At 47.0% G+C, this 21,229-nt stretch carries 21 protein-coding genes; 8 read left to right on the top strand and 13 right to left on the bottom strand.

From position 1 onward, the window contains the following. Positions 1-20 precede the first annotated feature (20 nt). Positions 21-1,325, top strand: a complete 1,305-nt coding sequence (locus ACXAH1_RS03425) for an inosine/guanosine kinase (protein WP_253046055.1) — start codon at positions 21-23, stop codon at positions 1,323-1,325. Positions 1,326-1,373: 48 nt separating this feature from the next. Here the strand turns inward: ACXAH1_RS03425 and glsB are convergent, their stop codons facing one another. The 10 genes from glsB to ACXAH1_RS03375 all read right to left on the bottom strand — a co-directional run bounded on the left by glsB (position 1,374) and on the right by ACXAH1_RS03375 (position 9,347). Beyond that, positions 1,374-2,303, bottom strand: coding sequence for a glutaminase B (glsB, locus tag ACXAH1_RS03420; protein WP_475193806.1), 930 nt, complete (start codon positions 2,301-2,303; stop codon positions 1,374-1,376). Positions 2,304-2,419: 116 nt separating this feature from the next. Continuing rightward, positions 2,420-2,983 (bottom strand): phosphoribosyltransferase, encoded by a 564-nt coding sequence (locus ACXAH1_RS03415; protein WP_054014546.1) that lies wholly within the window; start codon positions 2,981-2,983, stop codon positions 2,420-2,422. Positions 2,984-3,243: 260 nt separating this feature from the next. Then, positions 3,244-4,050, bottom strand: coding sequence for a hypothetical protein (locus ACXAH1_RS03410; protein ID WP_475193802.1), 807 nt, complete (start codon positions 4,048-4,050; stop codon positions 3,244-3,246). Between the two features lie 92 nt (positions 4,051-4,142). Continuing rightward, on the bottom strand, positions 4,143-4,586 hold the full coding sequence (locus ACXAH1_RS03405) for a hypothetical protein (RefSeq protein ID WP_475193800.1): 444 nt from the start codon (positions 4,584-4,586) through the stop codon (positions 4,143-4,145). Positions 4,587-4,666: 80 nt separating this feature from the next. Continuing rightward, complete coding sequence (locus tag ACXAH1_RS03400; RefSeq protein WP_475193797.1) at positions 4,667-4,963, bottom strand: hypothetical protein; 297 nt, start codon at positions 4,961-4,963, stop codon at positions 4,667-4,669. Positions 4,964-5,008: 45 nt separating this feature from the next. Next, complete coding sequence (locus ACXAH1_RS03395) at positions 5,009-5,329, bottom strand: hypothetical protein (protein WP_475193793.1); 321 nt, start codon at positions 5,327-5,329, stop codon at positions 5,009-5,011. A gap of 68 nt (positions 5,330-5,397) precedes the next feature. Then, positions 5,398-6,186, bottom strand: coding sequence for a hypothetical protein (locus tag ACXAH1_RS03390; RefSeq protein ID WP_475193791.1), 789 nt, complete (start codon positions 6,184-6,186; stop codon positions 5,398-5,400). Between the two features lie 47 nt (positions 6,187-6,233). Continuing rightward, entirely contained in the window at positions 6,234-7,745 is a 1,512-nt protein-coding gene (locus ACXAH1_RS03385) for an esterase/lipase family protein (protein ID WP_475193788.1), read from the bottom strand. Positions 7,746-8,485: 740 nt separating this feature from the next. Continuing rightward, positions 8,486-9,040: a hypothetical protein gene (locus tag ACXAH1_RS03380; RefSeq protein ID WP_475193787.1), complete on the bottom strand. Its 555-nt coding sequence runs from the start codon at positions 9,038-9,040 to the stop codon at positions 8,486-8,488. A gap of 1 nt (position 9,041) precedes the next feature. Further along, positions 9,042-9,347 (bottom strand): helix-turn-helix domain-containing protein, encoded by a 306-nt coding sequence (locus ACXAH1_RS03375; RefSeq protein WP_475193784.1) that lies wholly within the window; start codon positions 9,345-9,347, stop codon positions 9,042-9,044. A 208-nt stretch (positions 9,348-9,555) separates the two neighbouring features. Here ACXAH1_RS03375 and ACXAH1_RS03370 point away from each other — a divergent pair, with 208 nt between their 5' ends. The 3 genes from ACXAH1_RS03370 (at position 9,556) to ACXAH1_RS03360 (ending at position 13,146) form a co-directional block, all read left to right on the top strand. Then, the gene (locus ACXAH1_RS03370; protein ID WP_475193783.1) at positions 9,556-10,095 is read left to right on the top strand and encodes a DinB family protein; all 540 of its coding nucleotides are present in this window, start codon (positions 9,556-9,558) and stop codon (positions 10,093-10,095) included. 261 nt (positions 10,096-10,356) lie between these two features. After that, positions 10,357-11,502 carry a hypothetical protein gene (locus ACXAH1_RS03365; protein WP_054014540.1) on the top strand — a complete coding sequence of 382 codons (1,146 nt, stop codon included), beginning with the start codon at positions 10,357-10,359 and terminating at the stop codon, positions 11,500-11,502. A gap of 51 nt (positions 11,503-11,553) precedes the next feature. Next, positions 11,554-13,146 (top strand): hypothetical protein, encoded by a 1,593-nt coding sequence (locus tag ACXAH1_RS03360; RefSeq protein WP_475193780.1) that lies wholly within the window; start codon positions 11,554-11,556, stop codon positions 13,144-13,146. A gap of 48 nt (positions 13,147-13,194) precedes the next feature. On the opposite strand, the gene ACXAH1_RS03355 is transcribed toward ACXAH1_RS03360, so the two are convergent. Then, complete coding sequence (locus ACXAH1_RS03355) at positions 13,195-14,700, bottom strand: hemolysin (RefSeq protein ID WP_475193779.1); 1,506 nt, start codon at positions 14,698-14,700, stop codon at positions 13,195-13,197. Between the two features lie 313 nt (positions 14,701-15,013). Here ACXAH1_RS03355 and ACXAH1_RS03350 point away from each other — a divergent pair, with 313 nt between their 5' ends. Beyond that, positions 15,014-15,274, top strand: a complete 261-nt coding sequence (locus tag ACXAH1_RS03350) for a hypothetical protein (RefSeq protein ID WP_475193777.1) — start codon at positions 15,014-15,016, stop codon at positions 15,272-15,274. A gap of 66 nt (positions 15,275-15,340) precedes the next feature. Here the strand turns inward: ACXAH1_RS03350 and ACXAH1_RS03345 are convergent, their stop codons facing one another. Continuing rightward, positions 15,341-16,456: an FAD-dependent monooxygenase gene (locus tag ACXAH1_RS03345; RefSeq protein WP_475193775.1), complete on the bottom strand. Its 1,116-nt coding sequence runs from the start codon at positions 16,454-16,456 to the stop codon at positions 15,341-15,343. A 101-nt stretch (positions 16,457-16,557) separates the two neighbouring features. Here ACXAH1_RS03345 and ACXAH1_RS03340 point away from each other — a divergent pair, with 101 nt between their 5' ends. Continuing rightward, positions 16,558-17,439, top strand: coding sequence for a LysR family transcriptional regulator (locus ACXAH1_RS03340; protein WP_475193773.1), 882 nt, complete (start codon positions 16,558-16,560; stop codon positions 17,437-17,439). Positions 17,440-17,521: 82 nt separating this feature from the next. On the opposite strand, the gene ACXAH1_RS03335 is transcribed toward ACXAH1_RS03340, so the two are convergent. Continuing rightward, complete coding sequence (locus ACXAH1_RS03335) at positions 17,522-18,994, bottom strand: alpha/beta hydrolase (RefSeq protein ID WP_475193770.1); 1,473 nt, start codon at positions 18,992-18,994, stop codon at positions 17,522-17,524. Between the two features lie 386 nt (positions 18,995-19,380). Here ACXAH1_RS03335 and ACXAH1_RS03330 point away from each other — a divergent pair, with 386 nt between their 5' ends. Together ACXAH1_RS03330 and ACXAH1_RS03325 are read left to right on the top strand one after the other, a co-directional pair. After that, on the top strand, positions 19,381-19,560 hold the full coding sequence (locus ACXAH1_RS03330; protein WP_475193768.1) for a hypothetical protein: 180 nt from the start codon (positions 19,381-19,383) through the stop codon (positions 19,558-19,560). Between the two features lie 124 nt (positions 19,561-19,684). Beyond that, a complete protein-coding gene (locus ACXAH1_RS03325) occupies positions 19,685-20,944 on the top strand; it encodes a radical SAM protein (protein ID WP_475193766.1) in 1,260 nt (419 codons plus the stop codon). The last annotated feature ends 285 nt before the right edge of the window (positions 20,945-21,229 follow it).

Raw genomic sequence — 21,229 nt, 5'->3', positions numbered from 1 at the left:
TCAACACACACGGGTAAAACATGAAATTTCCGGGCCGCAGAAGACATAAACATTATTTTCCAGTCGAAGATAAAGACCCTATAATTAACCAGTTACACGTCGTCGACCGACTTAAACGCAACTACATTTGTGGTATAGACCAGATAGTAGTAGACATCGAAGCTAAGGTCGATCAGGCCTTCCTTGATGAGTTTGGGCTGCAACGCGGTATGTCTCAAGTGATAGACAATGATGTCACCAACGCGCTCTATGACCGCCTGAAACGTGATGACATGATTGACTATGAATTTGCTGGCGGCACCATAGGGAACACGATGCACAACTACTCCGTGCTGGCAGATAGCCGCTCGGTGTTATTAGGCGTTATGAGCGAAAACATTCAAATAGGCAGCTATGCCTACAAGTTTTTGTGTAACACTTCCAGTCGCGTCGATCTTGATTATCTGCAACCAGTGCCCGGTCCTATCGGCCGCTGCTTTACCCTGATTGACGACAGTGGCGAACGTACCTTCGCGATCAGCGCAGGTATGATGAATCACCTCAAGCCAGAGTCCATTGACAAGTCGTTGATTGAGAACGCCTCAGCCTTAGTGATCAGCGCCTATCTGATGCGCACCTCAGGCGAAGAAACCATGACTCAGGCGACCATGCAAGCTGTCAAGTACGCGAACGATGCAGGGGTGCCTGTCGTACTCACGCTCGGCACTAAGTTCTTGATCGAACAAGATCCCGCCTGGTGGGCTGAGTTTGTTGAAAAACACGTTGATATTCTTGCCATGAACGAGGAAGAAGGCGAAGCCATCACCGGCTTTGACGATCCACTGCTGGCCGCCGATAAAGCACTGGACTGGGTAGATTTAGTGATCTGTACAGCCGGGCCAAAAGGCCTGTTTATGGCCGGTTACGTCGATGATGAGAAGAAACGCGAAACCGAATACCCGCTCCTGCCTGGCGCCATTCCTGAATTCAATCAATATGAATTCTCACGGGCAATGCGTCGCAGTGCTTGCGAAAAGCCAATCAAAGCATACAGTCACACCGCCCCTTACATGGGTGGTCCAGACACCATCAAAAATACCAATGGTGCCGGGGATTGTGCACTGGCTGCGGTATTGCATGACCTGTCTGCCAATGTGTACCACAAGATCAACGTACCCAATTCGGCCAAGCATGAGCAGCATGCCATCACCTACTCTTCTCTGGCGCAGATCAGCAAATATGCTAACCGAGCCAGCTACGAAGTATTAGTACAGCATTCGCCGCGCCTGTCGCGTGGTTTGCCAGAGCGAGAAGATTCGCTGGAACAAACCTACTGGGATCAGTAAGCAATAAAAACGGGCGCCGCGGTGCCCGTTTTTATTTGTGCATCACAGTTAAAACAGCGCGGTACCCAGTTTTTCAGCCAGCTTCTCAAGCGCTGCAATCCCGGCCACAGAATTCCCCACTTTATCTAACCCTGGCGACCACACGGCTACTGTAAAGCGCTCGGGAGCGACCGCAATGATGGTGCCCGATACCCCGGATTTACCCGGCATGCCTACCCGATAGGCAAAGTCTCCGGCGGCATCATATAACCCACTGGTAAACAACAGAGAATTGAGCTGTTGAGTCTGACGTGTGCTCAACACCCGCTGACCACTTTGCTGACACACACCACCGGTTGAAAGGTAAGAGAACGCCCTGGCTAACTCACATACATTCAGCTCAATGGCGCAAAAGTTAAAATACGACCACAGCACCTCTTCAACCTGGTTGTCAAAGTTGCCAAATGACTTCATCAAATACGCCATGGCTGCATTGCGATAGCGGTGATCATACTCTGATTGTGCCACCACCTTGTTGATCCCCACTTTAGGATTGGCGGTGTGGCTTCGGTAACTCTCCAGCATAGTGTGGATTGGCGCACTCAGGCGGCTGAATAAAGCATCACAGGTAACAATGGCACCGGCATTGATAAAAGGGTTACGGGGAATACCATTTTCAAACTCAAGCTGAGTCAATGAATTAAATGCCGTGCCAGACGGTTCTTTACCTACCCGCTGCCAAAGCTCATCACCATAACGCTGTAAGGCGAGCGTCAGAGTCATCACCTTGGAGACAGACTGAATGGTAAAGCGGCTATCGCTGTGACCAGCACGATAAGTCTGCCCGTCGGCAGTGTGCAAGGCGATGGCAAATTGTCCCAGAGATTGCTCTGCCAAAGCAGGAATATAATCGGCCACTTTTCCCTGATGGGACAAGGGCTGCACTTGCTGTGCAACCTGTTGCAAAATGGCCTGATAATCGGGCGCAGCAGTAGTCATAGAGAGCTAAATTCATATCAAAAAGCACAATAGCGCGAGTGTAACAGATCTGCGCCCACAAAAAAGCCGCCCTGATATCACTCAGCGCGGCTTTTTAGCGAACTAGTCGGCCTGATTTACTTAGTAAACAAATCTTTGATATTGGCCAAGTCTGATTTTCCGGCGATCAGCTCGTCTGGTGTTAACCCTGACAGCTCATGGGGGAAGACCAGCCATTCATCCGACTCATGGATAAAGTAATCCGGCGTCATCGGCACTTTTTTATTGGTTGGCTTGTAGTATGGACAGGCAACACGAATGTCTTTTGGCAGGTTCAGACGCATCAGCTCTTCGAGCTTTTCACGTAACGCATAAATACTGCGCCCAGAATCAAATACATCGTCCACAATAAGCAATGAGTCACCTGCATTTGCGTTTTCGATAATGTAGTGCAAACCATGCACTTTGATCTCTTTCGACTGCTTGCCAATACCATAGTAAGACGAGGTGCGCACCGCAATGTGGTCTGTTTCTATGCCTTTGTAATCGTAGTACTCCTGAACCGCAATACCGATAGGCGCGCCGCCACGCCAAATACCGATAATAAAGTCGGGACGAAAGCCGTCTTCATAAACCTGAGCCGCCAGTCGAAATGAATCTTCAAGTAATTGTTGCGCCGTGATATAGCACTTGTCAGACATACAAACCCCGTGTCATTGAGCAAAGAACACCGCGCAAACCTGTGTTTTAACGTGCCACTACAGACACCACAGCAATCAGCACGGCTGAGAATAACGTATAACCGAGTATTTTAGCTGAGTCGAAAAAAAATTGCTTGCGCTAGCGCAGTTTTTTTACAGGATGATAACTAGCCTTAAGATCTTAGAGGCTTAAATATCGCAACCAGTATAGGAGCGAGTCAAAACCATCATGCTTTGTTATACACTGCTCATTTGTGAACTCATGGGTTCTGTCCTACCTCACTGAGGGTTATAACCAAGCTAGAAGCGAGCTTAGCGGTTAAAGACTTACCGTATATTGTGCTTTTTACGGGAACACTCACACTCTCACTACTCAACCCGACTTCAATACTGATAGGTGATGGGCATAAATCAATCAGCTCAGCTGGGATGATAAGCTGTTCTTCGACTCTAAAATTATCCGGGTCAACGGTCACATCACTGCTTAGTAGCATAGTTTGTTTAGCGTTACACTTTTCACCTTCTTTCAATGTACGGATCTGAAAATAGTAACTTTTTAAATTGCTGGCTGAATTGGGATCCCATGTAATGATGACATCACTACCTGAATAGACGAACGTATCATAGTCTTGCTCGCTGGCTGGGTAAGTTAGCTCTACAAGTTGAGGAAACTCAAGTGGATAACTATCTATTTGCTTTGATTGCCTGTTAATACTAAGTTGCCATTGGCCATCAACGGAAGCCGATATATTTTCTGACGCCCAGTACACGTTACAACAATAATCTGTGCCTGTTGTTTTTGACCGGTTATGGGCCGTGATTTCAATCTCGCCAGGACCGGCTAAGATCACAGAGTCATTCCCAGTCAAAGTTGCGCGCTTTGTGTTTTCATCGGCAAGCCATACTTCGCCAATTATTTCCGATTTCAGATGAGTGCCTCGCCATTCGGAAATACTTATGTCGATATTACTTAGGGTAAAATTGGCCTCTGATATCTCATCAGAAGATTTACCACTACAACCTGCCAGAGTCAGTATTAACATACTTAAGAGTATCGGCTTTGTCATGATGTTACGTTTCCTTGTTGAGGCAGCCACAATGGCTGCCAATTTCTAAAGGTTTTACCAACAGACAGTCAGATCTAATTGATACTTCTTATTTACTTTGCTTCATTCAAGTAAATGATTTGTTCGACATCAACAGAAAAGTCTAGGGCTTCCCCCGATCTGTCAGAGATAACAGCCTGAGTAGCTTGGTAAGCGTATCCGAAAGTCGCTTGAATACCGACGGGGCTCGGGCATCTGCCTAATTGCTCTGCGGGAATAACCAGAGCGCCATTAAGTTTCTCAATCGCTTCACCTTGGAGTATCACATCTAACACTTTACCACCTTCACAAAACCCAGCTTCTCCATCCAGCCTTGAAAAAAAGCGGTATGTGACTTCAACCAGATTGGTTGCGGAATCAGGCTCCCAGCTCAGCACCACATCACTACCTGTGAAGGCAAAACTGGTATAATCTTCTAAACTGGCGGGATAAGTAAAGGACACTGTCTCGGGGGTGGTAAATGATATTTTGTCAATTAAGTTATCATTACGATACATGGCAACCCGCCATTGACTTTTTTGATTAAGCTCCCAATCGTTTACATCACTACCTAAGCTACAACACTGCTCTGGTGTGCCTAAACTGCCTTTTGGAGATTCTCTAGTAGATGTTGTGTGCCGGTTGGGTCTGTCAGCACCACCTTGTCCTGCCCAGCCAGTTTGATATAGGATGCGTTCTCAGCAGTTAGGTGAATTTGCCCAAACATTGAAATGTTGGAATGTACATCTTCGTTGCCTTTTCCTGCAAAGGGGTTTGTTTGAGATACTGTGCCAAACCCTCGGTCAAAAGAAATGGACTCTTTTTCTATAGTGTCTGAGTTTTTACTTTCACAGCCTGTCAGGAAGAATGCCAAAACTACCATGCTTTTTTTCATAATTACTCCGTATACGAAAGCGACCAAAGGTCGCTTCTCCGTTATTTATTCACCAAGTTTTAAATCCCGCAAGGAAAAAAGAATTTGTTCGTGATCGTGATGTTCTAGGGCACTATCCCTAAAAAATCTTTCAGTATCGAATACATAGTTATCAAATGCAGATGCCGTACTCACAAAGCTCATTCGTCCTGTTGTCCAGTCACCTTGCTGGATCCCCCTGTCATAGCCAATGGCCCAGGAAGAGGCTTTATCCATTTCCCGTGAGATCTGATGATAAAGCTGAATATAGCTGCCGTTATCATCGGATCGGGCGCTGCTATATAGCCGGGAGTGTCGGCCACTGGACAGGTGCCATTGAATATCCACCTTGAGATCCAGTGAGCGATTGCCGGTGTAAATTCTGAAAAATGTGAGGCCGTTTTTGGCTCAGCCGATTACTCTTGCTCCGTTAATCTAACTCTCACATGCGAAGACGTGTTAATTTGCGTTGATTTGTTGTAGATAGTGCTAGTCACCGTTTTTGTCTCGTTATAGCTAAGGTCTACTTCTATCTGGATAGGTGATGGACATAAGCTAAGGTACTTTGCGGGTATAGTCAGTTGCTTATTTGGTTGGAAGTCATCAGGTGCAATTTCAACTTCCCAATCTACAACCGAATCCTGTTTTGCGTCACATTTTTCACCTTCTTTGAGTGATTTGATTCTGTAAGTGAAGCTATCGGGCAGATTGACCGAATTCGGATCCCAGCTTATTACAACATCGCTGCCTGAGTATGCAAAAGCATCATAGTCAGCCTGAGTCGCGGGATAAGTTATGGTCGCAAACTGGGGAAATGAAACAGGATAACTGTCAATCGGTTTGCTGCCACGATTTATATTTAACTGCCAGCTTTCAGTATCGGAGATTGACTGCGGCTCTGAAAGCCAACTGAAATGACAACAGTATACTCGACCTGAACTTTCCAGGGTGTTTTTACCCTCGATAACAATGGATTCAGGGCCGGATAGTGTCACCTTATCTTGCCCACTTAGCTTCGCTACCTCTTCTCCATTTTGAGTCAAAAGCACTTCTCCACGGATATAATCAGAGACTTCACCTTCAAAATTACGCTCTAAGGTAAGTTTAACTTGACTAAAACTAAATTCATCGTGTTCTATCGTCGATGAATCTTTGCTTTCGCAGCCTGTAAGCACAAATGCAGCAATCACCAGTGTTTTTTTCATTGTTTTTCCTTAAAAGAAGGGGAGTAACATTAGTTACTCCCAAAGGGCTAATTGAGTTCTAATCCCAGATCGGAACGGTAAAATAATATCCACCTGTGGTCGTGATGAATATTTTGGTTTGAGTCATAGTGCTTGCGTTGATCAAATGCATAACCATCAAATGCTGAAGATGTACTCACAAAACTCATCCGGCCAGATATTGTGTCTGTATCTCTGATACCTCTGTCATAACCAATGGCCCAGGAAGCGGCATTATCCATCTCCCGAGAAATATCGTAGTAGAACTGAATATAACTGCCGTTATCATCGGAGCGGGCGCTGCTATATAGCCGAGAGTGTCGGCCACCTGACAGGTGCCATTGGATATCCACCTTGAGATCCAGCGAGCGATTGCCGGTATAGACCCCTGGAATTGCACGACCATGGCTGGCGCCATAACTAACAGCTATAGTATGGGTGCCGCTCATATTGGCAAAGTAGTTATCCAGACTACGGATATGGTTTTGTAAGGTGTTGTTTGCCGCGCTGCCCTCATGCAGGTCTTTAAAGGTTGTGCTGGTAAAAATGTCTTTAATTGAGCGCAGGCGATCCCGCTCGCGGCGGCACTCACTGCGCTTGGAACCACAGAAAGGATAACGAACACCGCATCTCATTTTATTGGCCTGATTTTCAATCTCATAAGCAAAACTGATCACATCTGCCGGCATATGCACGCCCCTGAAGGGGGCATCTACAGCCACAAAGTTTTTCACCTTATGGTTAAAGCCTTCTTTTTCCAGATACCCCAGTGCCAGCCGCCCGGCTACACCACCCATAGAATGTCCTACCAGACGAATTTCACTGCTCTGCGCCGCCAGTGATTTAAGTGCTGAAGCCAGTGCGTTGGCGTTGTGGCGAACTCCGTCATCCTGCTTGGCATAGCGGAACACCACCAGATCATAGCCATTATCGTATACAGAACGATAATATGACTCATACATCCTGGTGTTGTAAGCAAAATTATCCAACACCTCTCGCTCACTGGGCACCCGGTTGGGTGTAAAGCCCCTCATATCAAAATTATAGCCCTGTACCAGTACAATGGGTTTATTCAGCCGGTTGTCATTACCATAGCGAATGCTGATATGGCCACCGGTTTCAGTAAACGGGCGTGAGGCATACTCTTCACAGATCCTGAATCCGCCCTCTTGTGGAACAATGCTATTGGTGCTCAGTTCCAGCCCGTCGCTGTAATGTACCGGTTTATCCACTCCTACGGGTTGCTCGTCATCCCAGCGCCAGCGAATACAGACATACCGATAGCGAGTCACCTCTGTATCAAAACTGCGGTTTGGATAAACCGTATAGCCACTGTCGAATCGAGTTCGGGTTGGAGGAGGGTTAAAATCGTCGCAATTACGCTGCATAGGCATGAGCGCATCGGGGCTGCGCCTTAATGCTTGCCCACTCGTTTCTCCCTGAGCAGCTTCCAGCGGTGCAACCGGACAAGGCTCCGGATCTGTCCACGCAGGCGCATCCGATAGCATTGCTTCATTTGCATTTGCGATGCCGTAAAGCATCAGGGCCGCAGTGACAGACGTTGCATTTTTTTATCAATGGCTTAAACATTAAATCTCCTTTTATTTAAAGTTACCACAACAAAGAAGACATAAAAATATCACAACCCATAATTATTAAATTCATCAATTTGAAACAAGCTTTAGGGCCCGCTGGAGGGCGCCAGGCTATGTAGGTCTGGCCATTAAACTGGCTTAGCCTGCTCAGGTGGTTGCAGCAAATGCACCCTATACGCTTACAAACCACAAAAAGCGCATACGCGTGCGAGCTAACCAAATATATTGGCTTACTTGAAATGACGCCTGACGTATAGTGACAGGCGTTTTAGGTATGAGTAGTAGACAAAAAGAATAACCCGGGAAAGTGCTGCTATTGACCCTGCATCCAGCCTTGAAGTTGACCTGACCTGTCAATATTCAGCAGTACAATCCCATGCCCACTGGAGCTCTTTTGCAGGAGCTACGGTTATGACTTGGGGGGCTTTTCAATTGGCTGTATTCTGAGTGGCAGCTCTCGATCACCGGGCTTATTAACCCCACCCTGAACTTTTAACAAACCTTCTTTACTGATGTTTTTCATTTCTATGTTTCCTCGCTATTTACCGGCTCCCCTATGGGGCTGCACTCAGTATGATGAATTTGTTAATACAAATACACACTTTACTTTCATTAGTAAACCCCGACTTCTAAACATGGCCGCTACTAATAAGCATTGGCACCGTAGTGCCAAGCAATTTGTACTACTAATCAGATGCTTTGATAGCAAAGCTTTCCCCACGCTCCTTATAGAAAAGCTCACGGGCTGGTGTTTTGGCTGCATAAGTTAACAAGCATAAGTACATCAATAAGTTCAAGGAAACCAATATAAAATTGCGCACGTCATTACTCATTATCCAGCCATCAATCATATAGAACTTGTATAACCATACCTCAAGGTAATTAAATGCAGAAAGGATAAAGTCAACAAGATGCAACAATATTAATCCTATCTCTTGTATCGAGAAGTGATGATTTTTATAAACGCGCGAGAAGAAAGGAATACCTGTCACCTGATATATAAAAAGTGCAATTCGACTACGGTAGATAACAGGCACAACAATCAACATACATATCACCATGTTGTACAAATACATGTGGGTCGTCCAGGTATAGCTAATCTTGTATAGGGCTACATCGACTACTTCCAAGATCAACATCAAGAGCAAAAAATATCGCGAGCTTTCATATTTCCAAGTGAAAACCAGTGCAAAGAGTAAAAACGGGATGCCTGAATAGCTGACTATTGTATAAAAATCCATCTCACGACTCCTCTTCTTCGTTTTGTTTTTCCGGGCTGGCGGGTGGCTTATCGCTTAAAAAGTTAAAATACATGGCAACCAGGTCTTTGCCAAAAATCATAAAGATATCCAGTAACTGGGCACTGGTCATATCTGTTTTGCCACTTTCCCAGTTGCTGACCGTTGACTGGTCAACCGATGACGACATTTTGGCAGCCAATTCTCTTTGGCTTAAACCGAGCTCATTGCGCATCTGGCGGATGGAGCGCTGAACCAGCTGGTTGAATCTAACAATTTCCTGCTTTCGCTTCCTTGGGCTATGCTTCATTGTCTTTTCCATGGGTTATAATTGTAAAAAAACAATTACCACAGGTTAATTAAAGCAACAACTTAAATGCATATGCTCAGATATATCTATGAATATATTCATCACTTCCCTGTCTTTTTTATTTATATTTATAAATACTTATCAGCCACTTGTATTAGTATTACACTGCCTTTAACCAACCACTAAACACGCTCGAAAGGACACGACCATGAACCAACTTACTCAGTTCGGATTACTCGCCGACTACAACCGGTGGATGAATCAAAAAGTCTATCAGGCAGCGGCGCGTCTGAGCGAAGAGGCATTAAAACAGGACCTGGGGGCCTTTTTTGGCTCGGTACTGGGCACCTTAAACCATCTTGTGGTGGCTGACACTATCTGGCTAAAGCGCTTTGCTCTGAACGCTGCCTGCTCCAGAGCTCTGCAACCCATGTTGGAACAACCAGACCCCACCAGTCTGGACCAGTGCCTTTTTCAAGACCTGACTTGCCTGGCTACACATCGCCAGTGGCTCGACAAACACATTTTATGTTTTATTCGTGAACTACAAGAATCTGATTTAGACACCACCCTGACCTATCGAAATACCAAAGGCATTGTTTTCAGCAAGCCTCTGAGTAGCGTGCTTGTGCACTTTTTTAATCATCAGACTCATCACAGGGGGCAAGTTTCTACTCTCTTTTCTCAACTGGGTGAAGATATAGGTGATACAGATCTATTGCTGCTCATTAACAATGTCGACATCTAGGTATAGCAGCTCGTATAACAGAAGCCTCAAACCACTTTACCCTGCTTTATTCGCTATTGCAGGTGCCCACTTGCCAGAGCAGAGCTAACCAGCTCTGCGCAGCCAGGCCACAAGTTCCTTATCACATTGATGTTGAATTATTACATTTATATACATGAATAAAATTAATGTAATTTAAAGATTAATGCATTGTGTTTAAATTCCGCACAATGTACCCTAATCAGGTTCTCTGTGACACTACAAAATCAATAAGGAAAATGAATGAAATATACCCTACTGGTGGTAGCAATTGCGACATCCTCCTTTGCCGCAAACGCTGCCAGAACAATTTCCGCCAGCGCCTATGGTCATACTCAGGAGCAAGGGAAAGCCGCGGCAATCTCGTCGCTTGAGCAACGTGCAAATGGTAATCCACTTTCCAACGTACGTGCCAGCTGTCGTTCGGAAAGTTATCCACTACCATGGTACTGTACAGCAACCGCTCAGGTCGCAACACTCTCTTACGGCAGTGACAGCTATGAAATGTGTGGACGCTCACACAGTAAGCATGATGCGACCGCACGATTCGAAGCCGCCATTGGTCGAAAGTCCTGTGACAGCAACAAGTACTCGACCTATCGCTCAAATTTCGCGGTTAATGAAAGCAGCTTTGCCGGTAACGCATGTGATTACACGTCTCCCAAGGGGCGTTTATTCAACAGCATCTGGTTGCTGGATAATGCGGATAAATCAGGTGATAACTCAATTTTAGGCTGGGTCTATCACGAAACACAAAAAGACGTTCACAACACCCATTCTATTTGCGATGAAGGTGTGTATGCCAGATTCAAATGGAAGAAAAAATTCTACAGCTGGGAGTGGGTAAAACGGTCAGAAATGAGCATCAGCCGTCCGGGTTTATATGATCAGGATGTCATTGGACGAGCCGCAACCTTGGTGCACGAAGCCAGACACATGGACAAAGCACATGGTAGCGCTGGTGGCGCCTGTAGTGGTTCAAGCTGTGATTCCAACTGGAGTTATAATGGCTCGAACACCTATGAAGCCTTATGGCTATGGTGGTTCGCAGTAAATGGCAAGGATGCAACTCCTGCCATGCGTGCCAGTGCGGAACAACAGGCAAACTACACTATCAATCATCGCTTTGTCACGCCGCCGCCATATCATGCAGATAAAGATGCTGAGATCATCAACAAATCAACTGCATCTGGTTTAACACGTCCAATGGAGCCTTCAAAAACAGTAACCTACACTGCTGCTGGTGGAGTTGAGTCAACCGTTCGTTCGCAAGCAACCTCTGGCTTTGTAAATAAATATGGTAAACAACCCACCAAAGTTGAATGCCGCCATAATCCACACAGTATGGGTCCTCCTCCGTGGATCTGTGTCGCGACAGGCCCCAGATAACGCTCGATTTAACACTCAGCCCCTGCAAAGGGGCTTTTGAAAGGTTATTGTATGAAGTACTCCCATTTTCTGTCTGTGGTCATCGCACTCGGCCTGCCAGTATCTGCACTCGCCGCCAATAAAGCCGATGCTTCAGACCCGCTTAAGCCCGTAACCTGTGAAACAACACAGACGGATGTTACCTGCTCTGTAGCGCTGTTCAGGCTAAATACCACCGCGCTTAAACACATACCTCTGACAGCTTCAGAGTCGCTAGAGCTGTCCAGCTCAGTGCAGTTGAGTGCAATTGAACACCAGCCATCGGGCGATGTTAAGAAAGTCCCGGGGTCCGCAGTCAGTTATAAAACGTTCGATATATCAGGGGAAGGTCATGTTGTGCGCCATGCACTGGCGTTTACAGAACTGAACTTTGAGCTGGCACCGCCCGGCAATACACAGCTCTATGCCAGGCAATATAACACTCAGCCACCCAAGCCAGGTACCAACTTGCAACCTCTGGCAGCACTGGATATGAACATTGAAGCGTTGAACTGGCAGATCAGTGCAGCCACAAGCCAGCTCAGTGTCACAGCTTCGCAAACACCGCAAAAGAAAGCCCTTGTTAGTCAGCCGGGCAGTTACCAAAGTGTCACTCTTGAGCCCAACTCAAGCTGGTATATTACTCCCGGAGTGTTTCACCTGATGGCATTAACGGCAGGTGAAAACAGTAAAATCGTCATACAACAAGAACTGAAAACGCGCACCCCCACTACACTTTACGTGTATGGCGACCTGGAAACTCTGCCCGTTATTGAGAACCGTGCCAGTGGCGCACTGGCAGTGATATATCTGGGCACAAACGAAGTCAGGCTCTCAAAGCGCTTCGACGGCGCGTGGTTTTCACCAGCTGCGCGGCTAACCCTGGCAGCATTACCCAACAACACACCACAAATTGGTCAGTTCAGAGCGAAAAGTATCCGCGTAGAAGATGGGGCACACATTCAACATTACCCATTTGACCTGTTCAGCCTTATCCCTGCAGAACGGATCACTGAAGCAGAAGATTTGAACCCACAACCTGAGCTCAGTGCAATAAATTACAGTAATGCCCGGCTGGAGCAAATGATTGAGGCCCACCTCAACAATTTGTTTGGTATGGGAGAGAATGCCAATCAACAGTATGCGGATTCTCTGGAAGCCCTGCGTGCAAACGCTCATATCGTTGTCCCTGAGCTGTTCAAAATATATGACAATACTGAGCTCTCGGTTGCGGGCCAGATGCGACGCTGGTCTGCGGTTCACATATTGAGTGAACTAAACAGCCCGTTGGCAAACAACAAACTATACGAGATTGCCGTCTCCAAACCGGACTATACGTACGCGCCAAAAATTTCCTCTGACCACACACATGGCCCTTCTTATGAATCTCGTGAGCTGAGCATTCGCGCAGCAGCGATGGATGGCATTGCAAACCTGGCAACACTGGGCTATTCGCAAAGTGATGAAACATTGGCAAACTACTTACTCGGGCCGCAAGATAAGGAGCCTATGACGCTAAGGTATGCCATCAAAGGCTATTTGCAAGGCAATGACACAGAGGAGCGACGTGAGCAATTGCTAAGACATTTGGGCCCGGAATATCACGCTTTTATACAAGGCGAATAACCGTCCCTCACAAACTAGCCAGGACTGCCTGAGGCAGTCCCGGACTTATTAGTCACAGCCTTTTTGAATACTGGACGTCCAGACCTTCAACACAAAGTCGTTGTAATCGCGGTCATTTTGATCTTCCCAGAATTGCTTATCACCATATACACGGTAGTTGGAAGTCAACTGATTTGGGTTGCCATTGATTGACAACACATAGTCGTAACTGGCGCCATCAATCACATCATAGCTACCTGCACCACCGTACTCATCCAGCAACTTAACGTAACTGCCATTAACCCTGATCCCCCAGTCGTTGTTGTAACCCGCACTTTCGCTGACAAACTGATAATGAATGCGCGTATAGTCATCTGGTACACAGGCTGGATCATTGTCTTCAATTGTGCCGCTCAATGTGGCTGTACCACTGGTATTTGTCGCGCCATCAAGCTGTAAAGTGAGTGTCTCACTGGCTTCGTGCGTTGCATCATCAAGGGTCGGGATTTCTATGGTCGCGCTCGTTTGTCCGGCGCCAAGGGTGATACTGGAAACCGGCGCCGTATAGTCATCCGCGGACGTCGTGCCATCCAGGACGCTGACATCAAGTACCACATCCTGATAGTAAGGGTTACTCAGGGTAACCTGATACTGCAGCAGCCCACCTTCAGACACAGTATCTGTGAGCGGCGCCAGTGTAAAGGTCGGTTCAGGATCTGTCTCACAGCTTGGCGTAGCATAACAGGCAACAGGCTGATCCGTATTCACCGCTAAATCGTTAAGCCTGACCGGCACGGTAGCAAGCAAGCACGTATTACCTGATTGTGGATTCAGCTTATAGAGCTTAGAACGGTTAACGTGGCCATAGTCATTGATCAGCGTGCGGCTGACCACTATGTCACCAGCCTGATTCAACGCAGCCCCGGTTGCCGCAGTCAGGCTGTGATTTGCCAGCTTGGTTGCCTGGAAGGTGGTTTTATCAATCTGATAAACACTGCGACTGGTGATCAGGTACCAGTTACCATTTTGGATCACCAGATCGCCGCGAAACTTACCTTTGAGCGAGCCCAGTGCACCCAGCTCCGTCGCCTCACCCGTATTTTTGTTAATCTCGTAGAGTTTTTTAAAATCGGTACCAAGCAGCGCATCGCGCTCAGGATCATAGACCATACTCAATACCTGAGCACTCCTGCCAACCACAGTATGGGTGTCAGTTGCAAAGTCATAGTAGGCCAGGCGCAGATATTTAAAGCGTTTACCTTCAATCGGTAAGTGTGTTAATTGCTCAGCACTGAGGTTCAGATGACTCACGTCAACCTGATATTCAAAAGGCCTCGGGGCGGAGAGATAGTACATTCGCTTGCTGGTGTCATCGTAGGCCAGAGCAGATGCACTAAATTCTGCCAGGGTCTGAGCAAACGCACTGTTATTTTGCTCATTCAGACCAAATAAGATCCCCACATCGCCACGCCCTGCATTAATGCCATATAGCTGACCGGTACAGGTATTTGCGAAGCTCACGGAAGAAACGGAAGACGCCACCAGGGCAATCAAAGAAAGTGATGTTTTTAGCATGGTAATAAACTCGTTCGGTTCATCCAAATTCAGGCTAATACAACACAAAGTAATGACACATCCACGTCCATTGTACGATGCGATTTCCTATTCCATTAGGATGAGTGCTTCCATTATTATCTTTGCAATCTGACGACATCATGCGCTGAACAACACAAAAAATCAACAATAAAATACGAAGAATGGATTAATTCCTACTTAAAAACATGCAAAATTAAAATTTTTTAAATAATCTCAATGTAATACAAGCTGCTTGATTTTTCGCCGCCACGTCCCTATCTCGTATCCTATCTGACTTGAAGGAACAAAGACTATGGACACCGACGGTTTCACCCTATTTGACCTGCTCATGCGAGTGGCGCTGCTCTTCACACTGATTGTAACCTGCCTCTGGTGCCTGATTAGGATCGTTAGGTGGGCCAAAGGCATGCCCAAAGCCGCCTACCTGGTGATGGCGATTTTTCCATTACTCTCTTTGTTTCCCATCCCACCACCCGTGTTCAAAAATGTCGCCAAAGCAAAGCAGGAACAACGTAAGCGCAAAGAAGATCAGGGAGATCCACCCGACTGCTAGCGGTTACTGCAACAATAAAACCGAGACCAACACGCTATTTCATCAACAGCAATACCCACGGCTTTTTTAGGATTCTAACCCCTGCATCCACAGTTGATTCAGCTTTGCCACGGAAAGTGGCGAGCGCTCTGTTGGGCTTTCGTGATGTGCAAAGAAAATCTGCCTGGCCAGTTGCCGGCCACTGTGCTGTGCAGCCGTTGCCTTGGCAATACGCCGCTCATAAAATGTACTCAGCAAAACTGATGGGTCATCATATTTTGATATCAGTCCAGCCAGGTGCCAGGCATCTTCCAGTGCCTGACAGGCCCCCTGCCCCGAGGTCGGCAATGATGCATGAGCCGCATCACCAATGAGTACAACATTATCTCTGTGCCAATATGGCAGTGTATCCAAATCATGCACAAAAATACGCTGTATCGCGTCAGTATCAGCCGCTTTGAGCACTGACCGAACAGGCTCAGCCCAAGAACTAAAACGCTGATTTAACTCATGATACAAGGATTTTCCAGGTCGGTTTTTCTCAATTACTGAACGCCAGGCACCAGCCCAGAAACATAAGTTCTTTTTTACCGGTACAATGCCAAAACGTTCGCCCGGGCGACGAAAATCACAAATGCTATTGTTCAGCGCCCCTGGCTCAGCCTTACTTATGCCAATAACATTTACCACGCCCTGATACACTGGCTGAACATGTTGAGGATACAAGTACTGACGTACCGCCGAATTCATCCTGCCATCCGCTCCAACTACCAGGTCATACTCTTTCCTAAGGCCGTCTATTTCCTCGTAAGAAATGGTCGTATTAAACCGGATCACGCCCCCCAAGGCTGTTAACGCGTGAGCCAATAAGCGGATCAAATCACGACGCAGTATGGTCACCGTTAGATAGCCACTTAATTTGTTTAACTGCTTAACACTCAGCGCGCTGATCTCAGAGCCCTGATGGTCATACTGACATAGTGAATCAGGTAAGCCGCCAGCCTGAACGATTTGCTGAGTCAGGCCCATTTGCTCCAATACAAATAATGCATTTGGCCACAAGGTGACGCCAGCCCCCATCGCAGCTGGTGCCTGCGTACGCTCGTATAAAATAACCTGATGCCCTTGTTTTTTGACCAGCAGTGCCAATGCCATGCCAGCGATACCTGCGCCGATAATCGCGATTCGACGTTTTTCTTGCATGCTTTTCTCCATTCATTGATGTCTTCATGAAGTGTTACAAAGCAATCAGATAGGATAAACATGCTAGTATGACTTTATTAATCCCATTTAATGAGAGAATCATGATAGAGCGAAGCGATCTTCAGTGGCTGCTAAGCTTTCTGGCTGTATATGAGCAACTGAGTTTTAAACGCGCAGCACAACAACGCCAGTTACCCACTTCTAATGTAAGCCGGCATGTCGCTTTGCTGGAGCAACACCTGAATATCCGCTTACTGGAGCGCACAACCCGTAAAATGCGTCCCACTGCTGCTGGTACCCGGCTTTATCAGACACTTAAGCCACTGACTCTGGCGATGAATGATGCACTGGTCGAAGTGTCACAGCAAAGCAGTCAGCTGTCGGGACACCTTAAAATTGTTATCCCGGATCTGCCCATTCTGGCAGAGCTCATTACGCACTTTTGCCAGCTGCACCCAGATATACAACTCAGCTGTGACACGCAACTCAATCCAACGGAAGGGGTGCTCGAAGGCTTTGACATGATAGTGCGCTTTGACCGCGGCACACTGGAAGACTCGGGCTGGGTGGCTAAAACGCTGCTCCACTTTCCAAGTTGCGTTGTCGCCTCCCCGGAATTAATTACTTCCCGGGGCATGCCTGACTCTCTTGATATGCTCAGCAAAATGCCCTGCATCTCCAGTTTCACTGTACTTCAGGGGGCACCTTGGCGCTTTAAGGGCAATAAGACCCTGCACCTGCCATCACGTTACAAGGTAAACAGTGGCCATATGGCTAAAGCGGCTGCTCTTAAAGGGCTGGGATTTGCCATCTTGCCCGAGCATGCCTGCGAGGCAGAAATCGCAGCGGGCACACTGGTCAAAATCCCGTTAGACCATGAGCCTGAAGATCTTATTCTCTATGCATTTTATTCGGGCAGAAAGTACCCGCAGAAAAAAGTAACCGCACTGCTATCACATATAAAGCAGGGCCTGACTATGTAGTACTCGGCTGAAAAAGCGTTGCGTGCCTGTGCTGGTTACCAGACAGGCCCACAACACTCAATGAATGACAAGTGGCGCCTGGTTATTTCAGCCAGTTCACCATATTTTCCATCAGTGCCTTGGTGGCAATACTCCCTTTCTCACCGCCAACATCACATAAACCTAACCCGCAGCCATCAAAGTGATGCCCCGCATTTTCCAGCAGGTGTAGCTCGCTGCCGCTGCGACACTGGATTTGCGCATACTGCTGATTAAAATTAAGCGTGTTAACCTGAGCGGGTCCATCGGAAATATCACCTGAAAGTGCGTTACAAAGCCTCAGCGATTGACTGGGAGAGACGATGATATCCGCCATCCCGTGACTGATAAACATATCAGGGGCGATGCCAGGATATTGCTCTATGTATTCCAACAGGCTGTTATTCACGATCAGTGGCTCATTGCCGCTGAGCTCTTGCCAATCCGATTTGCCGGACAAAATTGCAAGCATATTTTTGATATAGCTGTGTGGATAGCTGCCATCTTGTAATTCCTTCAGCTGATGAGCAAAATCTGCTACCGGGAACATAGGCGCAATTTTGTTGATTAAAAATGGAAACTGCTGCGACAGCCATACCGCCATATGCCCGCCGGCAGATTGCCCCAATAAACGAATAGATTTGAAGCTGTGTGTGTATTTGTAATTGTTAAACAATACCCACAAATAAGCATCTCTTATGTCGTTTTTGCTATCCTCAATCGACACATTATTACACGCAGGCCCAGCCTCTTGCTCCTGAGCCAGACGATAAAAAGGCATATACACAACGAAGCCAGCCTCGGTCAGCTGGGCAATTTGCGCCTCCATTAAGCGTGCCGTTTTCAGCCTTGCTAACCACCCTCCACCGTGGATGAGCATGACGGGAGTTGCGCTATGTTGATCCATGTTTTTATAAACACGCATTTCAAGATGACACATGCCTTGTTCATTGTGCACTCTTTTATAGGTGCTGCGTTGCAGCAGTGGGATCTCACTAAAAGACTGAGGACGAGTTGTAACAGGTAGTGTGGCACTGTAGCCAGGCATCCAGGCATCACTGGTAGAGTTTAAATCAGCGGTACTGCCATATTTTTCCGCTTTGTGGTCAAATTCACGCACACAAAAATCTATATCCGTTTCAGTTTTATAGTCGATATCGATTCGACATTGGCTGTCACTGTAGTAGTGCCCCTGCTCCGTCACTTCATCCTGAACCAGAAGGCAGCGTCCATCTTGGTAGTGAAAAAGCTCAGGTAATAAATCTGGGCCGGGTTTTGTCGCAATTGCGGCATAACAATAGCTCGCGCTCTCCAGTATATCGACCAACTCCGGAGATTGATTTAAAAGTACTTCTCTCAACTCCTGGTCATGGTGCTGAAAATAGCCCATTGCAGCCTTTAAAGGCGCATCTCCATCGTTATAATCGCCTGAAAGATATTGTTGCAACAACGCCTGGGGGTCAGGCAACGCCGCGGCGTTCACTGATGATGTGGCTGCCAGAGCAGCAAGTCCTAATATATGCGGTAGATGTTTCATAATAGTTCCTTGTTTGATCACCGCCAGCTATGACGCCCTGCACAATAAAATATTTACTCTATTTTCTTTGAGTACAATCACATCACTTGCCTGACCATCAATGCGGTTAACCAGCCACACCTTCAGCTCCGCTCCTCCACAATATCCACTTATCAAACCTTATTGAGTTCAATCCCACTTATAACACAACGACCTAAATATCTGTTTTTAAAATTTATTTTTATTATCCACTGGTTTTGACAGCCTTCAGGAGAACTCGCATGATTGATGGCGTACCGATTAGAACAGGCTTGCATATCTAATTCGGTGCACCAGTAGCTCTGTTATCGCTACTGACAGGTCAACAGACCATATGATTGATAAATAACTCATTACAAGGAAATACCATGAAAACAACTAAACAAAACGTAAAGGCAGTCATCGAAGCAGAAGAGCTACTAGCAAAGATTGAAGGTGGCTCAAAGCTGAGCAACAGCTATATGAGCAAAGGCATGGCACATGACATGTTGTGTGCAGATGCAGTTGGTCCGGGTGTACAAATCTACGGATGTAGCCTGGCTGACTAATAGCCTGCTTAGTAATACGCACAATATCAAACGATTAGGGGCCAGTATGACTGATTTAACAAACAGATCTGATATTCGAATAAATGCTGCATACAGACAAACTTATGCAGTCTGGGAAATTACATTGAAATGCAATCTTGCCTGCAACCACTGTGGTTCGAGAGCGGGCGATGCAAGAGTTGATGAATTATCCACCAGTGAAGCACTGGATTTAGTCGCGCAGATGGCAGATCTGGGTATTAAAGAAGTCACCCTAATCGGGGGCGAGGCTTTTATGCGCCCCGACTGGCTACAAATTGCGGCAGAGATCACCAAAAAAGGCATGAAGGCAACCATGACAACGGGTGGCTACGGGATTTCTCTCGGTACGGCTAAACGGATGAAGGAAGCAGGGATTGCGGCGGTCTCTTTATCAATTGACGGGATGGAACGCAGTCATGACTTACTCAGAGGCAAACAAGGCGCCTGGCAGAAGTGTTTTGAAACCATTGCCCACCTGCGTGAAGCAGGGATCCCGGTCGGCTGTAACTCACAGGTAAATCGTGAGTCCATTGCCGAACTCCCTTCCCTGTACGAAGAGTTACTCAAAGCAGGTATTTCCGCGTGGCAATTGGCGCTCACGGTCCCTATGGGTAATGCCGTCGAAAACTCGCATATCTTACTACAGCCTTATGAACTTCTGGATGTGTTCCCGTTGCTCGCCTACCTGTCCAAACGGGGTAACAGCGAGGGGATACGAGTACACATGGGCAATAACATTGGCTATTTTGGGCCGTATGAGCGATTGCTGAAAGAGCCCATCGCATCAGAAGCAAAGTGGGCCTTCACCCGCGGCTGTAGCGCAGGTCAAAATGCAATAGGCATTGAAGCCGATGGCAGCATCAAGGGCTGCCCATCATTACCCAGCGCGGAATATACCGGCGGTAATATTCGCGACCGAAAGCTACAGGATATCTATCAGAACAGCCCGGAGCTGCGCATCAACGACATCACCACACCCGAAGATGCCACCCGCCACCTGTGGGGCGAATGCAGCAGTTGTGAATTTGCCTCTGTATGTCGAGCGGGTTGTCACTGGACCGCTCACGTGTTTTTTGGCAAGCGCGGTAATAACCCCTATTGTCATCACAGAGCACTGAAAAAAGCAGCTAAGAATCAAAGAGAAAGGTTCTATGTCAAACAAGCTGCTCCTGGCAAGCCGTTTGACCATGGGGTCTTTGCGATACACGACGAACTGTGCATTGTGAACGAAGATTCAGGTCAGTTCTGCATTGATGACATGGCGATCCCTGCTCGCTGGCAGGAGGACGGACTGGATCTGCTCGCCCTGATTCGTGAAGAAAAAGCCAGTGCGATTGAGAGTTATCGGTCATTGGTTAACTAAAACTCACGCCATGGCATACAGGCGGCCTCTGACTAAAAGCAGGCCGCTCTGCCAGCCCTTAACTATTATGCAGTCTGTTTAAAGCTACCCATCTAGCTTCTAAAATTTGACACATCTCGCTAAACATATTTTGTGCTTTTTAGCGACCAATCATACCTTCGTAGTCATGGTTCATTAGGTGACGTACAAACGCCGGTGTAGCAGTGTCCATTTCAGAATCAAGGCTTAGGTTGTCAGATGAGCTCAGCACAGACAAGGGCCATTGAACCTGTATGGGTGAATCAA

Source organism: Pseudoalteromonas sp. AWH4_217 (assembly GCF_056161105.1).
The sequence above is the reverse complement of the archived record's forward strand: the minus strand, read 5'-3'. Positions and strand labels throughout refer to the sequence as shown.

What these genes read in the sequence shown, in the direction of transcription:
- ACXAH1_RS03425 (WP_253046055.1), top strand. Translation starts at nt 21, where the DNA reads ATGAAATTTCCGGGCCGCAGAAGACATAAACATTATTTTCCAGTCGAA.
- glsB (WP_475193806.1), bottom strand. Translation starts at nt 2,303, where the DNA reads ATGACTACTGCTGCGCCCGATTATCAGGCCATTTTGCAACAGGTTGCA.
- ACXAH1_RS03415 (WP_054014546.1), bottom strand. Translation starts at nt 2,983, where the DNA reads ATGTCTGACAAGTGCTATATCACGGCGCAACAATTACTTGAAGATTCA.
- ACXAH1_RS03410 (WP_475193802.1), bottom strand. Translation starts at nt 4,050, where the DNA reads ATGACAAAGCCGATACTCTTAAGTATGTTAATACTGACTCTGGCAGGT.
- ACXAH1_RS03405 (WP_475193800.1), bottom strand. Translation starts at nt 4,586, where the DNA reads ATGTATCGTAATGATAACTTAATTGACAAAATATCATTTACCACCCCC.
- ACXAH1_RS03400 (WP_475193797.1), bottom strand. Translation starts at nt 4,963, where the DNA reads ATGAAAAAAAGCATGGTAGTTTTGGCATTCTTCCTGACAGGCTGTGAA.
- ACXAH1_RS03390 (WP_475193791.1), bottom strand. Translation starts at nt 6,186, where the DNA reads ATGAAAAAAACACTGGTGATTGCTGCATTTGTGCTTACAGGCTGCGAA.
- ACXAH1_RS03385 (WP_475193788.1), bottom strand. Translation starts at nt 7,745, where the DNA reads ATGCTTTACGGCATCGCAAATGCAAATGAAGCAATGCTATCGGATGCG.
- ACXAH1_RS03380 (WP_475193787.1), bottom strand. Translation starts at nt 9,040, where the DNA reads ATGGATTTTTATACAATAGTCAGCTATTCAGGCATCCCGTTTTTACTC.
- ACXAH1_RS03375 (WP_475193784.1), bottom strand. Translation starts at nt 9,347, where the DNA reads ATGAAGCATAGCCCAAGGAAGCGAAAGCAGGAAATTGTTAGATTCAAC.
- ACXAH1_RS03370 (WP_475193783.1), top strand. Translation starts at nt 9,556, where the DNA reads ATGAACCAACTTACTCAGTTCGGATTACTCGCCGACTACAACCGGTGG.
- ACXAH1_RS03365 (WP_054014540.1), top strand. Translation starts at nt 10,357, where the DNA reads ATGAAATATACCCTACTGGTGGTAGCAATTGCGACATCCTCCTTTGCC.
- ACXAH1_RS03360 (WP_475193780.1), top strand. Translation starts at nt 11,554, where the DNA reads ATGAAGTACTCCCATTTTCTGTCTGTGGTCATCGCACTCGGCCTGCCA.
- ACXAH1_RS03355 (WP_475193779.1), bottom strand. Translation starts at nt 14,700, where the DNA reads ATGCTAAAAACATCACTTTCTTTGATTGCCCTGGTGGCGTCTTCCGTT.
- ACXAH1_RS03350 (WP_475193777.1), top strand. Translation starts at nt 15,014, where the DNA reads ATGGACACCGACGGTTTCACCCTATTTGACCTGCTCATGCGAGTGGCG.
- ACXAH1_RS03345 (WP_475193775.1), bottom strand. Translation starts at nt 16,456, where the DNA reads ATGCAAGAAAAACGTCGAATCGCGATTATCGGCGCAGGTATCGCTGGC.
- ACXAH1_RS03340 (WP_475193773.1), top strand. Translation starts at nt 16,558, where the DNA reads ATGATAGAGCGAAGCGATCTTCAGTGGCTGCTAAGCTTTCTGGCTGTA.
- ACXAH1_RS03335 (WP_475193770.1), bottom strand. Translation starts at nt 18,994, where the DNA reads ATGAAACATCTACCGCATATATTAGGACTTGCTGCTCTGGCAGCCACA.
- ACXAH1_RS03330 (WP_475193768.1), top strand. Translation starts at nt 19,381, where the DNA reads ATGAAAACAACTAAACAAAACGTAAAGGCAGTCATCGAAGCAGAAGAG.